The organism is Clostridium liquoris, assembly GCF_002995785.1.
Taxonomy (GTDB): Bacteria; Bacillota; Clostridia; order Clostridiales; family Clostridiaceae; genus Clostridium_AO; species Clostridium_AO liquoris.
Genome location: NZ_PVXO01000066.1, coordinates 73,874 through 91,121 on the forward strand (window position 1 = coordinate 73,874; position 17,248 = coordinate 91,121).

At 30.5% G+C, this 17,248-nt stretch carries 18 protein-coding genes and 1 pseudogene; 1 reads left to right on the top strand and 18 read right to left on the bottom strand.

Going from position 1 to position 17,248, the window contains the following annotated elements:
• Positions 1-12 precede the first annotated feature (12 nt).
• The 5 genes and pseudogenes from selA to CLLI_RS12250 form a co-directional block, all read right to left on the bottom strand.
• Positions 13-1,401: an L-seryl-tRNA(Sec) selenium transferase gene (gene selA / locus CLLI_RS12230; protein WP_106064487.1), complete on the bottom strand. Its 1,389-nt coding sequence runs from the start codon at positions 1,399-1,401 to the stop codon at positions 13-15.
• A 13-nt stretch (positions 1,402-1,414) separates the two neighbouring features.
• Positions 1,415-1,759, bottom strand: a complete 345-nt coding sequence (locus CLLI_RS12235) for an AIR synthase-related protein (protein WP_146127098.1) — start codon at positions 1,757-1,759, stop codon at positions 1,415-1,417.
• A 113-nt stretch (positions 1,760-1,872) separates the two neighbouring features.
• A complete protein-coding gene (locus tag CLLI_RS12240; protein ID WP_106064489.1) occupies positions 1,873-3,003 on the bottom strand; it encodes an RNA-guided endonuclease InsQ/TnpB family protein in 1,131 nt (376 codons plus the stop codon).
• 613 nt (positions 3,004-3,616) lie between these two features.
• Positions 3,617-4,378: pseudogene (gene selD, locus CLLI_RS12245) on the bottom strand (selenide, water dikinase SelD); the annotation flags it as partial.
• A gap of 94 nt (positions 4,379-4,472) precedes the next feature.
• Entirely contained in the window at positions 4,473-5,051 is a 579-nt protein-coding gene (locus CLLI_RS12250; RefSeq protein ID WP_106064491.1) for a ComEA family DNA-binding protein, read from the bottom strand.
• 120 nt (positions 5,052-5,171) lie between these two features.
• On the opposite strand from CLLI_RS12250, the gene CLLI_RS12255 reads away from it, so the two are divergent.
• Positions 5,172-6,398, top strand: a complete 1,227-nt coding sequence (locus tag CLLI_RS12255) for a D-alanyl-D-alanine carboxypeptidase family protein (protein WP_106064492.1) — start codon at positions 5,172-5,174, stop codon at positions 6,396-6,398.
• Positions 6,399-6,401: 3 nt separating this feature from the next.
• Here CLLI_RS12255 and CLLI_RS12260 read toward each other — a convergent pair whose 3' ends face one another.
• The 13 genes from CLLI_RS12260 to CLLI_RS12320 all read right to left on the bottom strand — a co-directional run bounded on the left by CLLI_RS12260 (position 6,402) and on the right by CLLI_RS12320 (position 17,210).
• Positions 6,402-7,313, bottom strand: coding sequence for an RluA family pseudouridine synthase (locus CLLI_RS12260; protein ID WP_106064493.1), 912 nt, complete (start codon positions 7,311-7,313; stop codon positions 6,402-6,404).
• Positions 7,314-7,329: 16 nt separating this feature from the next.
• Complete coding sequence (locus CLLI_RS12265) at positions 7,330-8,559, bottom strand: LCP family protein (protein ID WP_106064494.1); 1,230 nt, start codon at positions 8,557-8,559, stop codon at positions 7,330-7,332.
• 2 nt (positions 8,560-8,561) lie between these two features.
• The gene (gene yqeK / locus CLLI_RS12270) at positions 8,562-9,134 is read right to left on the bottom strand and encodes a bis(5'-nucleosyl)-tetraphosphatase (symmetrical) YqeK (RefSeq protein ID WP_106064495.1); all 573 of its coding nucleotides are present in this window, start codon (positions 9,132-9,134) and stop codon (positions 8,562-8,564) included.
• A gap of 65 nt (positions 9,135-9,199) precedes the next feature.
• The gene (gene nadD / locus CLLI_RS12275; RefSeq protein ID WP_106064496.1) at positions 9,200-9,802 is read right to left on the bottom strand and encodes a nicotinate-nucleotide adenylyltransferase; all 603 of its coding nucleotides are present in this window, start codon (positions 9,800-9,802) and stop codon (positions 9,200-9,202) included.
• A gap of 27 nt (positions 9,803-9,829) precedes the next feature.
• Positions 9,830-10,120, bottom strand: a complete 291-nt coding sequence (gene yhbY / locus CLLI_RS12280; protein WP_106064497.1) for a ribosome assembly RNA-binding protein YhbY — start codon at positions 10,118-10,120, stop codon at positions 9,830-9,832.
• Positions 10,121-10,175: 55 nt separating this feature from the next.
• Positions 10,176-11,450 (bottom strand): GTPase ObgE, encoded by a 1,275-nt coding sequence (gene obgE / locus CLLI_RS12285; protein WP_106064498.1) that lies wholly within the window; start codon positions 11,448-11,450, stop codon positions 10,176-10,178.
• A 44-nt stretch (positions 11,451-11,494) separates the two neighbouring features.
• Positions 11,495-12,031: a Spo0B domain-containing protein gene (locus tag CLLI_RS12290; RefSeq protein WP_106064499.1), complete on the bottom strand. Its 537-nt coding sequence runs from the start codon at positions 12,029-12,031 to the stop codon at positions 11,495-11,497.
• Between the two features lie 60 nt (positions 12,032-12,091).
• On the bottom strand, positions 12,092-12,397 hold the full coding sequence (gene rpmA, locus CLLI_RS12295; RefSeq protein WP_106064500.1) for a 50S ribosomal protein L27: 306 nt from the start codon (positions 12,395-12,397) through the stop codon (positions 12,092-12,094).
• A gap of 1 nt (position 12,398) precedes the next feature.
• Positions 12,399-12,728 carry a ribosomal-processing cysteine protease Prp gene (locus CLLI_RS12300; protein ID WP_106064501.1) on the bottom strand — a complete coding sequence of 110 codons (330 nt, stop codon included), beginning with the start codon at positions 12,726-12,728 and terminating at the stop codon, positions 12,399-12,401.
• Between the two features lie 2 nt (positions 12,729-12,730).
• A complete protein-coding gene (rplU, locus tag CLLI_RS12305) occupies positions 12,731-13,045 on the bottom strand; it encodes a 50S ribosomal protein L21 (RefSeq protein WP_106064502.1) in 315 nt (104 codons plus the stop codon).
• A gap of 125 nt (positions 13,046-13,170) precedes the next feature.
• Entirely contained in the window at positions 13,171-14,613 is a 1,443-nt protein-coding gene (locus CLLI_RS12310) for an Rne/Rng family ribonuclease (protein ID WP_106064503.1), read from the bottom strand.
• A gap of 52 nt (positions 14,614-14,665) precedes the next feature.
• On the bottom strand, positions 14,666-15,385 hold the full coding sequence (locus tag CLLI_RS12315) for a TIGR03936 family radical SAM-associated protein (RefSeq protein WP_242975599.1): 720 nt from the start codon (positions 15,383-15,385) through the stop codon (positions 14,666-14,668).
• Positions 15,354-17,210 (bottom strand): TIGR03960 family B12-binding radical SAM protein, encoded by a 1,857-nt coding sequence (locus CLLI_RS12320; RefSeq protein WP_106064504.1) that lies wholly within the window; start codon positions 17,208-17,210, stop codon positions 15,354-15,356. Before CLLI_RS12320 ends, CLLI_RS12315 begins: the two co-directional genes overlap by 32 nt.
• Between the last annotated feature and the right edge of the window lie 38 nt (positions 17,211-17,248).

Sequence of the window (17,248 nt, forward strand, 5' to 3'; positions counted from 1 at the left end):
CTCCATTTCACTTTAAAGCTTATCCATAACCTTAAATGCCTCAGAAATTACATTAAAATCATCATCATCTATTGTCCTTAAATCCATTATTACCTGTTCCTTATTCACCCTTGTGATTATTGGAATAATATTTTTTCTAAGGCTTTTTTCTATTTCCCAAGCTTTATACTTATTGCTATTAATTTTCAAAACAAAGGTTTCTATTGTTTCTTCTGGCATGGATCCTCCACCCACCATGGAATAATCCTGTTCTAAGGAAAAAGTAAAATTATTAAGCCCTCTTAATTTTCTTTTAAGCTTTTCTCCCCTTTTTTTATGTACTTCCTTTGGAGTTAGAAGCATATAAAGAGTAGGAATATTTTCTATTGCCTTTTCCTCATTTAAATACATCTTTAAGGTTCCCTCAAGGGCAGCTAAAGTCATTTTGTCTATTCTAAGCGCTCTTGTCAATTGATTTTTTTTAATTTTTTCTATGAGATGCTTTTTCCCAATAATAATTCCTGCTTGAGGTCCACCTAGCATTTTATCTCCACTAAAGGTTACTATATCCACACCTTCTTTTATGCTATTTCCAACTGTTGGCTCATAGTGAAATCCATACTTTGTAAAATCTATTAAAGTGCCGCTGCCTATATCCTCTATCACTGGTATATTATTTTTCTTACCCAATTGAACTAAATCTTTTAGAGGGACTCTTTCTGTGAAACCTATTATTTTAAAATTAGAGCTATGAACCCTTAACAAAACCCCTGTATTTTCATTAATATTATTTTCATAATCATAGAGATGAGTTCTATTAGTAGTGCCCGCCTCTATTAATTGTGCACCACTAAAGCTCATCACATCAGGTATTCTAAATGAACCACCTATTTCTACTAATTCCCCTCTGGATACTATGGCTTCTTTATCTTTGCATAAAGTGTTTAAAACTAAAAGCACCGCTGCTGCATTATTATTAACCACCATGGCAGCTTCAGCTCCTGTTAATTCTTTAATCAGCTCTTCTACATGATCATATCTAGAGCCTCTGCATCCTTTATCTATATTATATTCTAGATTACTATAACCTGACGCAATCTGTATTACATTTTTTATAGCTTCATCACATAGAATTGATCTTCCTAAATTAGTGTGTATTATAATACCTGTAGCATTGATAACCCTTTTTAAATGTAAGTCATTTTTCTTGCTTATGCAAGACAATATAGTTTTTATAATATCCTCATGGGTAAACTCAGTTATTTCCTCATTGATTATTCCATTTCTATACTGCTCTATACTTTCCCTTATACACTGAAGGATTAAAGTCCTAGAATTTTTTTGCATCTCCTCTATGAGTATTTTTTCTTTCAATAGTTCATCAATTTTAGGCAGACTTCTTAACAATTCATTTTTATTCATCAGCTAATTCACCTTATTCCACTATTATAATTTTTTCATCTAATGGAATTACTTCTCCTATAATTGAAGATTCCAATTCTAAATCTGATAACTCTTTCATTATATTTTCACTATAATCTTTAGATATTGAAAATAAAAGACCTCCTGAAGTTTGTGGATCAAATACTATATCCTCTAGCCATTCAGGTACATTTAACAAATCATATTTTCCTTTTAAATAATCTTTATTTCTATAAGTTCCTTCTGGTATAATCCCCATATTAGCGTATTCTTTAGCCGTTGCATAAAACTTATAAAAAGTTATAAATATATAAATTTTACTTGTGCTATTCATTGCTGAATAACATTTCCTGTTCATAGAATTCTATTTCAAATAATTGCTTATTCTACTCTAGTTTGGTGTAATTCTCCAAGGACTTAAATTCCCCTACAACGCAGGGTACACATAACATAATTTTTTTAAATCACCAATTATGCTATTTGATAATTACCAAGATTAATTGAAGCATTTTTATCTCTATCTATTTCTAAGCCGCATTTATCACATACATAAACTCTATCTTTTAACTTTAAATTTTCTTTTTTACTGCCGCAACAGCTGCAAATTTTACTTGAAGGATAAAATCTATCTGCTGTAACAAACTCTATTCCATTAAACTCACATTTATATTTCATCTGCCTGATAAATTCATAAAATTTTTGTTCCTGTATGCTTTCTGATAAATGTTTATTTTTCATCATGCCGCTGATATTTAAATTTTCCATAACAACTCTATATGGTTTTAATTTAACTATCATATTAGTGGCTTGATGTATGTGATTAAGTCTTATATTATTTAGTTTTCTATGGATAAGCTTAATTTGTTTTTCTAACTTTATTATATTTTTAGTTTTGACAAATTCCTTACCCTTTTTATTTGCTTCATATTTTCTTGATACTTGTCTTTGTAATCTTTTTAATTTCTTTTTAAGTTTTCTAATTTTTACAGATTTATTAACGTTTTTTATTGGCTTATCTAAACAATTTACTATAGCTAGATTAGAAACTCCTAAATCAATCCCAACAGATAAATCCTTGTCTAGCTCAACTTGGTTTTCGTTGTGTTCAAAGCCTAATGTTAAATACCAATACCTGCCGTCAAAATAGCACCTAGGATTAATATACTTAGGTAAATTAGGAATATTATAATTAGTTTCGTATTTGGCCTTACCTATCTTCTCTATATTTACCATTCCATTTTTAAATTTAATAGCATCATATCTAACGTAAAAGGATTTTCTAGAATGTCTTTTAGTTTTAAATTTAGGATATTTTGATAAACCTTTAAAGAAATTATTATAAGCATTATCTAAATCTTCAAAAGCATGCTGTGTAACTTGAGCAGATACTTCATTTAACCATACATAACTGTCATCCTTTTTGATTGTATTATTAAATTCAGCTCTTATTTTTGCTTTCGAAGGCTTACCGCCTTGCTTATAGATTTCCTCCCATTTTGAAAGTCCCCAGTTGTAAGCAAACCTTGCACAACCTACGGATTTAAACATTAATATTTCTTGTTCATTAGTGGGCTTTAACCTTATTTTTATTGCCTTTATCACATTTTCACCTCCCCTCCATTATTATTATCCCCTATATTACTAGAGTATATAATGAAACTGAGGTAAATTAAAAAGACTACTGAGTGTTTTATATACTTATAACTTCCTATAAGTTTTATGCCTCATTCACTTAGTATCGCTATCACTAAGCAGTTCTCAAAGTCTTGTAAAACTTATGAACTTCTCATACTTTCATATGAGCGTAGACTATATCATCACCTAATCGGTGTCCTCCACTTCCACTACCAAAGGCTTGTAGTGTACTCCCATTACAGGATAGTCGTTGAAGTTTCCTCTTTTCGAGGTTTACCTGCTGATTGCCCATTATCGCAACCTAACGGTTTTTAACCATAAGGTCAGTGCACTTAGGATTTAACCTTATGCCATCTAACTAATTTTTTCTACTTTCGTGACTATCACGCTTAGGCTTATTTCATCCTTACGTTGTAGTTTAGTTAGCTTTAGGGGTTTCCAGCAATTCAAAGGATTTTGGATGTATGTAATACATCACTCCATGCTCTTTACGAACATGGGAGGCTGTCAACAATTTTCTAAGTTATAATTTTATTAATGTTTTATAACCTTTTATAACTTATTTGTAACTGTTAGTTACCTCTTCTATATATGGAATTAATTCTTTATAGATTTTAAAGCTCACCTTAGACGCATATGCCATTTCATAGCTATGTCCCATAAGTCCAAAGCCTGTTATATCTGTGCAAGCTGTTACATCATATTTATTTATAATTTCTCCAGCATATTTATTTAAGGTTTTCATTACCCTTACAGCCTTTTCATATGCTTCCTTTGAAGCAATTTCACCTTTTATAGCTGTATTAATTATGCCCGTACCAAGAGGCTTTGTTAGGATTAATACATCTCCTACAAGTGATCCAAAATTTTTTAAGATTCTATTTGGATTTACTATTCCTGTAACAGACAGTCCATATTTAGGTTCATTGTCATCTACTGAATGTCCTCCAACAACTACCGCTCCAGCCTCTAACACCTTATCTGCTCCACCATTTAATATCTGGCCCAAAATTTCTATAGGCAAACAGTTAGGGAAACACACTATATTTAATGCAACAACAGGCTTACCTCCCATAGCATATATATCACTTAAGGCATTAGCTGCAGCTATTTGGCCAAAAGTATAAGGATCATCTACAATTGGTGTAAAGAAGTCTAAAGTCTGTATCATCGCCGTGTCTTCATTTAATTTGTAAACCGCTGCATCATCAGAAGTTTCTATTCCAATCATTAAGTTTTTATCTTCCATCTTAGGTAAACTGCCTAGTATTTTTGAAAGGACCTCCGGCCCTATTTTAGCTGCTCATCCTGATGTTCTAGACATAGAAGTAAGTTTTACCATGAAATCCACCTGCTTTCCGTCATTCTAATTATAAGACTAATCTTATTATATATTATCGATAAGTTTTTTTAAATACTGCAGCAATATATGAATCTTATCTAACATCAATTTTATCTTTTAATTTTTCAAAAGTTTTTTCTCCAATTCTATCCACCTTTTTTAGCTCTTCTATAGAGTTAAAGCCTTTATTTTTCTCCCTATAATCTATTATCTTTTGTGCTGTTACTTCTCCAACTCCAGGAATAGTTCTTAATTCTTCTTTTGATGCTGTATTAATATTAATTTTCCCTTGATTATTAATACCATCTTTTTCAGCTTCCAAAGTATCCCCTTGGTTTTTTATTTTATCTACATATATGTAATCTTCATCCTTAATTAATTTTGCTAAATTCAATTTGTCTTTATCTGCATTTTCTGAAAATCCTCCAGCAATTTTAATTGCATCCTCTATCCTGCTATTTTCTTTTAATTTGTATACTCCTGGCTTTTCAACTGCACCATTTACGTAAATGGTAATGATATCATTGGTATGTTCTTTTTCAATGCTATCTGTAAATATCTCTTCTTTACTATTTGCCTTTCCAGATGAAGATATAATGTATCCTACACCCATAAAAAAAATAAACATGGTCAATATTACTATAGAGCCTATTACTTTTTTCTTTTCCTTCAAATAAATACCACCTACTCCATATATTCTTTAACTAAATTATTGACAATTTTGAAAAATTTAATATCGCATATTAGAACAATTTTTGATATAATTACTTTTAAGAACGCAAAGGAGGATGAAATGAGAAAGTTATGTATTTTTTTATTAAGTTTATTATTTGTTTATAGTATAAATTTAAATACAACAGTAAAGGCTCAAGGTGTCCCGCCTAAAGTTTCAGCAGATGGGGCAGTTTTAATGGATGCCGCTACTGGTAAAATATTATATGGAAAGAACATGGATAAACCCTATCCACCTGCTTCTACAACTAAAATAATGACCGCACTATTAACTTTAGAAAGATGTAATTTAGATGATGTAGTAGTAGTAGGCAAGAACCCACCTCTTGCAGATGGAAGCAAAATATATATCAATGAAGGGGAACAATTTAAAGTAAAAGATCTATTATATGCTTTACTCTTAGCATCTGCCAATGATTGTGCTGAAGCCTTAGCCGAACATATAAGCGGATCTAATGAACAATTTGCCAAACTTATGAATGAAAGGGCAAAAGAATTAGGCTGCACAGATACCAACTTTGTAAACCCCAACGGTTTATATAATGATAAACATAGAACTAGTGCCAAGGATTTAGCTCTTATAATGAGGGAACTTGTAAAGCATCCTGAATATACGAAAATAGCCACTACACCTTCTTATAAAATTCCACCTACTAATAAGTCTAAAGAAGCTAGACCTCTTTGGAATGGAAATAAATTAGTTCAAAAATCTTCTATATATTATTTTAGTGGCTGTGAAGGTGGTAAAACTGGATACACAGTTCAATCAGATCATTCTTATGTAGCTAGTGCAACTAGAAATGGACAAAGACTTATAGTAGCTCTAATGCATGATAAAAACAAAACCTTTTTCCCAGATTCAATAAATCTTTTTAACTATGGATACAATAATTTTCAACTAGTTAAAATGTATTCTAAGGGTGATGTTGTAACTAACTATAGTGAAAAGGGTTTAAATATAAAGTTATTAGCTGGTGAAGATTTTTATTATGTAAAAGATAAGAATGATGCTGCAAAAGCTACATTAAAAATAGAAAATAAAGATTTAAGTTCACTATCCTTCAAAAATGGTGATAATGTTTTAAATGCTTCTGTTACTTTGAAAGGTGCTCCTATAGAGAATTTAAAATTATTAAGTGATTCGGATCATATTGTAAACATTTCCACAGCCTATCAAAGTATGACAAATAATGTAGGCAAAGTTATAACAGCTATGGTTTCTGTGGTTATACCTATAATTATTATAACTTTTATTATAAGACGTATAAAACTAAGAGCTAATAATTAATTTTTAATTATTAGCTCTTTTTCTTAATATATCTATTAAGTTATTAATATCCTTCGGTAGATCACATTCTAAATTGATTATTCTTCCGGTTCTTGGATGAGGAAAGGATAATCTGTAGGCATGCAAAGCCTGTCTATTAATATAATTTGAATCATCAAATCCTTCTCCATATAAAGCATCTCCAAATAAAGGATGACCTAAATGGGTCAAATGCACCCTTATTTGATGGGTTCTTCCTGTTTCTAAACTAAGGCTTATCAATGAAGCTTTATCATAATTTTCTACCACATTATAGTGAGTTATACTTCTTTGTCCCTTATCATCTACTATTCTTTTAATATTGCCTTCTCCTGGTCTATAAATAGGCAAATCAATTATCCCTTCAGGCTTCTCCATAACACCATGGGCAACTGCTAAATATCCCTTTTTAAATGTATTTTCTCCCATATCCCTTGCCAAAGCCATATGAGAAAATTGATTTTTAGCAACTATTATCAAACCTGATGTGTCCATATCCAATCTACTTACTAATCTTACTATACAGTTTTCACCCTTACTCTTAAAATAATATAACAAGCCATTGGCTAAAGTTCCATTTGGATGACTCTTAGTTGGATGAACTACCATACCTGGGCTTTTATTAACCACTATTATATCTTCATCTTCATATACTATACTTAAATCCATTTTCTCTGGCTCTATATTCTGACTTTCTTTCCTTTGTACACATATATCTACTATATCACCTTGATTTAGTATATGTTTAAGATCAGCTCTCTTTCCATTGACTCTAATTCTTCCTTCTTTAGCTGCACCTCTTATCAATCTACCAGAAAGCTTTAAATCAACTCTTAAAAATTCTTTTAACTTCAGTTTTTCACTCTTATCATATTTGAAGTTTAACAAACTACTCATATGCCACTCCTCAAAATTATTTATTAAAGTTCTCTCCTATTAACACAGTAATACTTATATCTCCATTTCTAGAATTATCAATTTCCACATTATTTATATGGAAATCCCTTTTAATTAGAGGTATAAATTTTTTATCTATGCCACTTACAATTATCTTGGACTTAGCAGTTTTTTCTCCATTGCCTGTTGTTACATTGGAATATCCTTTTTTCTTTACTTCAGAAGACAAATTTCCTGCTAATCCGGTTATATTAGTGCCATTTAATATGTGCACTTTTATATTGCTTTTATCCATTGAATTTTCATTACTACTGCCTGGGACTTCCTGTAAAGCCAGCAGTAAGTCTCTATTTGCCTTTTCATCATATATAAAATATGAAACTCCGCCAATATATTTTGACTCACCCTTCAATGTAGTTATATTCATTTTTTCTTTATTTACTTTAAGAAAATTATAAGCATATTTTATTATTTCCTCTGGCCTCATATTTGTTTCTGCATATTTAGGCAAAGTTGCCATTATGCTTGGAAGCCTAGGTATAATAGCTGGGCTTTTAAATTTATCTATAACTTTATTAATGAATATTTGCTGATTTTCTATCCTTCCCAAATCTCCCTCTACTAATCCTGTACCATCATTGTTTTTTCTCCATCTAAAAAATTCTTCAGCTTTTTTCCCGTCTAAATGTACAGTTTCTCCCTTTTTAAAATGTATATGAAGATCTTGAGAAGCATCATCATAATTCATATTACGTGTAATTTCCATATCAATTCCGCCAATACTATCTATAATATTTCTAAATCCATTGTAATCTACTTTTCCATAATAATTTATATCTATATTTAAAAGTTTTTCTACTTGTTTTATAAGATACTCTGGGCCCCCTATAGCGTGAGCAGCATTTATCTTTTGGCTTTTCCCATTTATAGTTACTAAGGTATCTCTTGGTATGGAAACAATATTTAACTGTTCATTAATTTGATCATAGTTAATTAATATAATACTATCTGTTCTCTTAGGTTCATTTTTATTATTTGGATTTCCTATGTCCACTCCCATTAATAATATGTTTATGGCCTCACCTGCTAAAGCTTCTTTTCTTTCCACAGGAGCTAATCCCTCTCCAAGGTTTGAATTTTTACTAAAGCTCAACAGATAACAGTAGAAAAATACACCTAAGACAGCTATTATAAATAAACATATTAAAGAAACAAGTCCAGCTTTGCTTTTTCTTTTCTCTTTCATCTCTATTCACCTACTATTTTAATTAGATAATTTCTACCTTCTATAGTATTTAGATGAAGCATTTGACCTTTATCTATAACATATTTTATAGTTATATCAAAGGATTTAATCAATGCAATGTCCATATCCTTAAAAGCTAATTCCCTTAACTCCTCCACACCAGGATATTTTCTTAAAGGCTCTACATAATCAGCTAAATATATTATTTTTTCTAATAAGGTCATATTCTTTCTTCCTGTAGTATGATACGCTATAGCATTAAATATGCCCTTATCTTTTATTTCCATAGTATCTCTAGCAATTATAGCCCCTACTAAACCATGCAGAAGTTGAGGACTCTCTTCATAAATTGCATTAATTTTATATCCATGTTTTTTTGCTATATTTATTAATTCATATCCATTTATATTTTTAGCACAATCATGCACTAAACCAGCTATTCTAGCCTTATTTTCATCTTCTCCATAGTACTTAGCCATTGCAACAGCTGTATCTCTTACACTTAAACTATGAAGGAATCTTTTATTATCCAACTTATCCTTTAGATAAGTTTCCATATGCTCTTCGCTCCACATCCCTTAAATCACTCCTAATAGTAAAAATACAAACAAAAAACCCCCGTTATATATAAGACTTTAGATTAAATATAAAGCTTTAACTCCTTTATTGTATTATAGACACCTTCTGGGAGAAAATATCTCACATTTTTATTTTCCTTTATTAACCTTCTAACATCTGTAGATGATATATCTAATAATGGAATATCTAAAAAAATTATCTTTTTATTATATTTTTTTTCTACTCTCTCTTTTTGTCTTAATATAGCCCATTTGTTAAATCCTGGTCTATTGAAAACTACAAGCTCACATATCTCCATTATTTTATCTATATTTTTCCAACCATCTAATTCCATTAGACAATCCACTCCAGTAAGAAAGTACCATTGAATATCTTGGAAGCTATTCTTAAAATATTCTAAAGTCTCATAGGTATAGCTGAATCCGCTTTTTTTTATTTCATAATCACTTAATTCAAATTTTTCTTCTTCCCTTATTGCCATATTTACCATTTCATATCTAATGTATCCATCAGTTATTTCTCTATAGAATTTATGAGGGGGATTTCCTGAGGGAATAAATATTATCTTGTCAAGATTTAATTTATACAGCGCCTCATAGGCTATATGAAGGTGCCCATTGTGAATAGGGTCAAAGGTCCCTCCAAATATAGCTTGTTTTTTCATGATAAATCTAACCTCTCAATTATATTTCTATGGTAACTCTATTTTAGGTTTCTTTTTGGATCTTCTATACAATACCAATTTATTTCCTATAGCTTGAACGCCTTCACATTTTAATTCTTCACATATAATATCTGATGCCTCACGAGCAGTTAAACCACTATTGTTTAGTACTGAAATCTTAATTATCTCTCTTGCTTCTAATGCATCTTCAACTTGGCTTAAGAAGCTTTCCTCTACTCCATCTTTACCTATCTGAAATATAGGCTGAATTGTGTTAGCAAGAGATCTTAAGTAGCTTCTTTGTTTACTAGTTATCATACTCTTCCTCCTAATAGTCTTCTAATCTTTTGTAAATTTTAATTTATTATTAATATTATAATACAAAATCAAATTCAAAGTTATTAAGTCTTACTGTATCTCCATCTTTAATTCCCATTTGAATTAATTCATCTAAAACGCCTTTATTTTTAAGCACAGTATGGAAATATCTTAATCCATCAGGATCATTTACATTAACACTATCAAGTAATCTATCTACAAAACTGCCTTCAACTATATACACATTTTCTTCTTTTCTTATAGTATAAGTAAATTTCTTTTCTTCCTCAACATATTTATCTTTTTCATCTATTTCTAAATCTGTTAATGGTATTGTTGATAATATTCTAGCTGCTTCCTTCATTACTTCAGCTACTCCGCTATTTGTAGCTGCAGATATCTTAAATACACTTTTATAGCCAAGTTCCTCTACTTTTTTCTTAAACTCTAAGAAAACTGTATTGTCCTGTAATATATCACTTTTATTTGCAACTATTATCTGAGGTCTATCCCATAACTTTACGCTATATTTTTTAAGTTCTTCATTTATTTTTAAGAAATCTTCAAAAGGATCTCTTCCCTCTATACCAGAAATATCTACTACATGTATAAGTAATCTTGTTCTTTCTATATGTCTTAAAAAATCTAAACCTAATCCTATACCCTCCGAAGCTCCTTCTATTATACCTGGAATATCCGCCATAACAAAAGGCTCAATACCTGACATTGCCACAACTCCCAAATTAGGACTTAAAGTAGTAAAATGATAGTTAGCAATTTTAGGCCTAGCATTAGATGACATTGAAAGTATAGTTGATTTTCCTACATTAGGGAACCCTATTAATCCAACATCTGCAAGTACCTTTAATTCTAAAGCTATATTCCTTTCTTCTCCAGGCATACCTGGTTCTGCAAAGTTAGGAGCCTGTCTTGTAGAGGTAGTAAATTTCACATTTCCTTTGCCCCCTTTTCCGCCTTTAGCTACTACAAACCTATCTCCTGGATGAGATAAATCTGCCATTATTTTCCCAGAATCAACATCTTTTATAACTGTTCCCATAGGAACCTTTATTAATAAATCTTCTCCAGCTTTTCCATAGCATTTAGACCCGGCTCCATTTCCCCCTCTTTCTGCTACATACTTCCTCTTATAAGTAAAATCCAAAAGAGTAGTCATATTAACATCTGCTATTAAAACTACATCTCCACCATTTCCACCATCTCCACCGTCTGGACCTCCTAGTGGAATATACTTCTCTCTTCTAAAGGATACTGAACCATCTCCACCATCTCCAGATTTCACGAATATTTTTGCTCTATCTATAAACAAGTTCACTTCACCCCTTTTTATAATTTTCAACCTAATTTGTTAAATTAAAATACTAATCTGTATGCTAAATTATCTCCATATTCACATTTATATACTTTAATATCATCTATAGATGTATTTATAATGCTCCAACTTTCCATCCAATTGATTTCATCTATCATAGAATTATTATTGGAAATAAATACACTCTCTCCAATAGAATCTTCAAAAATATATATATAAATACATTCTGGTTCATTTTTTTCTAATTCATTAAATATATTATTAACTAAATTTATTTTTTTATTGTATTCAAAATCAAAAGGTTTTTTGCTTAATTTTGAAATCTCTATATCTATATTGATTTCTATATGTTTAGAACTACATTCTTTTATATTCTTTTCTAAGCTGTACCCTAAGTAAAGGTCTCCTAAACTGTATATTTCACTTAAATATTTATTTTGAACACTTAACTTATCTATATATTCCTTTGCCTTATCCTCTTTATCAACTTGCAAATATCCATATATAATTTGAAGGTCATTCATAAAATCATGCCTTTGCACTCTTAATGATTCTATAAGCTTATATAGATCCCCCATATCAATAACACCCCTATAAAAATTTTAAAAAAAGCACCCTAAACCAAGGGTGCTTTATAACTATTCAGCTGCAACTGTTTCTTCAACGTCTATTGGATAAACAGATGCTCTTTTCTTGTCCTTACCAATTCTTTCGAATTTAACTATTCCATCTGCCTTTGCAAATAAAGTATCATCGCTGCCTTTACCTACATTTGCGCCTGGATGAATCTTTGTTCCTCTTTGTCTAACTATGATGTTTCCAGCTAAAACAAACTGACCATCTGTTGACTTAACTCCAAGTCTCTTGGATTCACTATCTCTACCATTTCTTGAGCTACCTACTCCTTTTTTATGAGCAAATAACTGAAGGTTCATAAGTAACATACTACTCCACCTCCTCCATTTTAACTTTTATATATTCACCGTAACTATTTTCTACATTCTTTAATCCAAGCAACATAGTTTCCATTAAAACTCTACACTTATGTATAACTTCAAAACTTTCATTTTCCAAGCTTAAGCTTAAAAAACCATCTTTTACTTCCACATAAGCTTTTGCCTTTACAACCTCAGTTATTCCATTGGCTATAGTCAAAGATATAGCTGAAACAGCTGAGCATACTAAATCATAGCCTTCATCTACTGAATCTGCATGACCATCTATTGTAAAAGAAACTATATCATTATGTCTCTTCTTAAATACAACCTTAATCATAATTATGCGTTAATTTTTTCTATCTGAAGTTTTGTGTAAGGCTGTCTATGTCCCTGTCTCTTTCTGTAGTCTATCTTTCTCTTATATTTGAATACAAGTATTTTCTTAGCTTTGCCCTGCTTTACAACTTTAGCAGTAACTTTAGCTCCTTCAACTACAGGCTTTCCAACTACAAATTCTCCATTTTCCTTGCTTACTGCAAGTACATTGTCTAATTCTATAGTTGCTTCAGCTTCAGCATCTAATTTTTCAACGTAAATTACGTCTCCTTCAGATACCTTGTATTGTTTTCCACCAGTAACTAATATTGCGTACATTAAAAACACCTCCTCGTACCAGTCTCGCCATTTAAGGTACATAATCAAAATTATGGTTTACAAACCCTTTCTGAGCGGTCTACAAAAGCCATTTTAACATATCTAACATGCTTTGTAAAGTTTTTTTATCCATATACCTTATACATTTGTAAATTTTCTATTTGATTCATAAAAATAAGGGGTTCCACTTTAAAATAATCTTCTGTATTAACAAAATTTATGTAAACAGTTTTATCTAAAGCGTTTATATCCCTAACAAAGGATACAATATCTCCTTTTATCTGATCTTTGTATATTTCGCTAATTTCTATATATACATGCTTTATGTTCTCTTCTTGATGAATTTTATTTAATTCATTTTTCATAAGAGAACTTATATAAGATAATTTAAGGCTTCTTCCTTTACCATGACATCTTCTACAAGGTTCATCCATGTATTCATATATAGCTTTGCCTACTCTTCTTCTTGCAATCTGTACAAGATTTAACTCTGTAAAAGGATATATGACTGTTTTACTTTTATCCCCATCAAAGCCTTCTTTAAGCTTATATAATATTTTTGATTTCTCTTCTTCTTCAGTCATGTCAATGAAATCTATCAGTATAATTCCACTTAAATTTCTAAGTCTTATTTGGGAAGCTATCTCCTCTGCTGCTTGCATATTAGTAATAAAAGCAGTCTTCTTTAAAGAATTATTGTGGGTATTTTTCCCTGAATTCACATCAATCACATACATAGCTTCTGTTTTTTCAATAATTATATATCCACCACAGCTTAACTGAACTTTACTATTTCTAAGCTTTAATATTTCCTTTTCAATACCATAATAATCAAATAATCCCCTTTCTCCTTCATAAGGATCTAAATATACATTTATATCCTTTGTATTTGATATATAATTATTTATTTTATTATGATCCTCTAAATTATTAACATATATCTTTATAGTGTCCTCGTCTAGCTTATCTCTTAATATTCTTCCAAGCACTCCGCCAGTTTTAATAAGAAGACCTGGTTTTAAAGAATATACAGCCTTTTTTTTAATGTTCTCATATACTTTGTATATACTTTCTATTTCATCATTTATTATTTCTACTGGAACCCTTTCCCCATTTGTCCTTATCATAAATCCAATATCTTTGGGCTTTTTTAGATTTTCCCTTATATATGTTTTAATATTTTCGTCTTCTATTTTTTTTGAAAAGGTTAAAGAAGTATCCAATGTATTTAATACACAATATCTGCCCGGTATAGATACAGCATTAGTAACCTTAGGGCCTTTTTTGCCTATGGACTCTTTTACTACTTGAACTAATATATGATCATCCTTTTTAATATTGGTATTTTTAAATTTCCTATCAATATACATATAGCAATTTTCTTTATATCCAATATCCACAAAAGCACATTTTATACCTGGTACTATGTTTTTCACTACGCCTTTATAGATTTCTCCCGGCATAGGTTCTCCTGTATCTTCTTCTATAAAACATTCTTTTAGTTTATTATTTATTTTTATCGCAATTCTTAATATATTCTCTTGGCGTTCCACAAATATTTCTTTCAAACTCAACACCCCTTTCTTCAGATTACAGAATAACAAAGATTCAAATAATAAGTTATAAATTTCCAAGGAACTTATAAAGGGGTACATATTTTTTATTCTCAAGAGCATACATTTCTTCTCTTTGTATTTGAACAAAAGCATCTAAGTCAGCATTAGAAGTGTTCTCCTGTACAAATTTTGATAAAAGGTCAGCTGATAAATTTTCTTTACTTCCACAACTTACAAGAACCTGTAAATTCAAATTATTACCTTCTACCTTATACTTAAATTCTTTTAGCATTGGTCTTATATCAACTTCTTTTTCTCCGCTCTTTCCTTTTTTAATAATATTCCACTGTTTCATTTTAGGCAATGCTTTAATTTCTTCATCAATTTTTGAAGCATCTTTATATTTTATTGTTATTGAATATCTAGCTCCATCTACTGCAGCCATAGATTGAGGTATCTTTTTTTTATTATCTTCAATTTGTCGTATTTTCACTACCTCAATAAATCTTATTGTCATTGGGGAACTTTCATTAAGTTTATCCTTTATATAAAAATTACTTAAAGGCTCTTTAAATATTACATCCATATACTCACCCTTTGAATACATACCTACTGAAAGAGGTTGAGCTATAGAAATATTCATATGTGGATTAAATCCTTGGGAATATTCTATAGGAAGGCCTGATCTTTTTATTATTTTTTGTAAGGTCCTCATCAAATCCAAATGAGATATAAATTTTATATTACTTTCTTTACTGAACTTTATTAGATAACGCACCTTCAAAGCACTTCCCTTCTAGATTTACATTTACTCCACAATTCGTACATCCTAATCTGCAGTCTGGTGTAATTATTCCTTCTTTTGCCTTATCATTTTCCCTAATAAGGAACTCTTTGTTCACTCCAATATTTATGAAATCCCAAGGCAATATTTCATCATAACTTCTCTCTCTATAAGCATAAAATTCTGGATCCACCCCACATTTTTTAAAAGCATCCATCCATATTTCATAATTAAAATATTCAGACCAGCCATCAAACTTAGCACCATTTTTAAAGGCTTCTACCAATACGTCGCAAACTCTTCTATCTCCTCTCGCAAAAACGGCTTCTAAAAAGCTTACCTTTGATGCATGATAATTAAAAGATATAGCTTTACTCTTTATAGAGTCCTTTATAGTATATATTCTTTCCATAACATCCTTTTCTCTAAGTTGAGGAGCCCACTGAAAAGGTGTAAACGGCTTCGGAACAAATATAGAAGCGCTAGCTGTTACCCTTAAACCTTTTTTCCTTTTATCCTTTGGTAAACTATAATATTCATTTACAACCTTTTCTGACGTATATGCAATACCTTTGGCATCTTCTATAGTTTCATAAGGAAGGCCTATCATATAATAAAGTTTTATGGTTGACCAACCAGATTCAAAAGCACTTCTTGTAGCATTTAAAAGATTTTCCTCTGTAACTCCCTTATTTATAACATCTCTCATTCTTTGGGTACCTGCTTCTGGAGCAAAAGTTAATCCTGTTTTTCTAACCTTTTGAATTTCATTGATTAGATCCACATAAAAAGAATCTATTCTAAGGGATGGTAGCGACACTCCTACTTTTTCGTCTTTATACTTCTCTATTAAAGAATAAATAAGATTTCTTATATCAGAATAATCACATATACTCAAAGAGGTTAAAGATATTTCATTATATCCTGTAGTCTTTAAAAGACTTTCTGCTAGCTCCATAAGCTTATCTGTTTTCTTTTCTCTAATTGGTCTATAAATCATACCTGCCTGACAGAATCTGCAGCCTCTAGTACATCCTCTAAAGGTTTCAAGCATTATTCTATCATGAACTATTTCTGTATATGGCACTATAAGCTTATCAGGATAAGGCACTTCATTAAAGTTAGTTATTATCCTCTTTTTAACCTTCTTTGGCACATCGTCATATAAAGGTTTGAATTCTTTTATAGTTCCATCTTCTTTATAAGATACTTCATATAAAGATGGTACATAAACTCCTTCTATTTTGCACACAGCTCTTAAAAATTCTTTTTTAGTTTTACCCTTATATTCTTTATATAAATCCAATATTTCATTTGAAACCTCTTCTCCTTCTCCCATAACAAACATATCTGGTATATCATACAGAGGTTCTGGATTACAGGCGCAAGGTCCTCCACACACAACTATTGGATCTTCTTCTCCTCTTTCTGAAGCTCTTACATTTATTCCAGCCATATTTAACATATTTAGTATATTTGTATAGCTCATTTCATATTGAAGAGTAAATCCTAACATATCAAATTCTTTCAAAGAATCTTTAGTTTCTAATGTAAAACAAGGTATATTATTTTCCCTCATTAGCTTTTCCATGTCTGGCCATGGTGCAAAAGCCCTTTCACAATATGTATCTTCTCTCTGATTTAAAGTATAATAAAGTATCCTTGATCCTAAATGAGACATTCCCACCTCATAAACATCAGGGAAACAAAATGCATACCTTATATCCACTTTTTCTTTATCTTTTTTATATGAATTAAATTCTTCTCCTATGTATCTAGCCGGTTTTTCTACTTTGTAAAGAATATCATCTGGAATTAAGTTCATTAAAAATTCCTCCTCATAGGTTATTCAATTTTATATTC

What these genes read in the sequence shown, in the direction of transcription:
- selA (WP_106064487.1), bottom strand. Translation starts at nt 1,401, where the DNA reads ATGAATAAAAATGAATTGTTAAGAAGTCTGCCTAAAATTGATGAACTA.
- CLLI_RS12235 (WP_146127098.1), bottom strand. Translation starts at nt 1,759, where the DNA reads ATGAACAGGAAATGTTATTCAGCAATGAATAGCACAAGTAAAATTTAT.
- CLLI_RS12255 (WP_106064492.1), top strand. Translation starts at nt 5,172, where the DNA reads ATGAGAAAGTTATGTATTTTTTTATTAAGTTTATTATTTGTTTATAGT.
- CLLI_RS12260 (WP_106064493.1), bottom strand. Translation starts at nt 7,313, where the DNA reads ATGAGTAGTTTGTTAAACTTCAAATATGATAAGAGTGAAAAACTGAAG.
- CLLI_RS12265 (WP_106064494.1), bottom strand. Translation starts at nt 8,559, where the DNA reads ATGAAAGAGAAAAGAAAAAGCAAAGCTGGACTTGTTTCTTTAATATGT.
- yqeK (WP_106064495.1), bottom strand. Translation starts at nt 9,134, where the DNA reads ATGTGGAGCGAAGAGCATATGGAAACTTATCTAAAGGATAAGTTGGAT.
- nadD (WP_106064496.1), bottom strand. Translation starts at nt 9,802, where the DNA reads ATGAAAAAACAAGCTATATTTGGAGGGACCTTTGACCCTATTCACAAT.
- yhbY (WP_106064497.1), bottom strand. Translation starts at nt 10,120, where the DNA reads ATGATAACTAGTAAACAAAGAAGCTACTTAAGATCTCTTGCTAACACA.
- CLLI_RS12290 (WP_106064499.1), bottom strand. Translation starts at nt 12,031, where the DNA reads ATGGGGGATCTATATAAGCTTATAGAATCATTAAGAGTGCAAAGGCAT.
- rpmA (WP_106064500.1), bottom strand. Translation starts at nt 12,397, where the DNA reads ATGTTACTTATGAACCTTCAGTTATTTGCTCATAAAAAAGGAGTAGGT.
- CLLI_RS12300 (WP_106064501.1), bottom strand. Translation starts at nt 12,728, where the DNA reads ATGATTAAGGTTGTATTTAAGAAGAGACATAATGATATAGTTTCTTTT.
- rplU (WP_106064502.1), bottom strand. Translation starts at nt 13,045, where the DNA reads ATGTACGCAATATTAGTTACTGGTGGAAAACAATACAAGGTATCTGAA.
- CLLI_RS12320 (WP_106064504.1), bottom strand. Translation starts at nt 17,210, where the DNA reads ATGAACTTAATTCCAGATGATATTCTTTACAAAGTAGAAAAACCGGCT.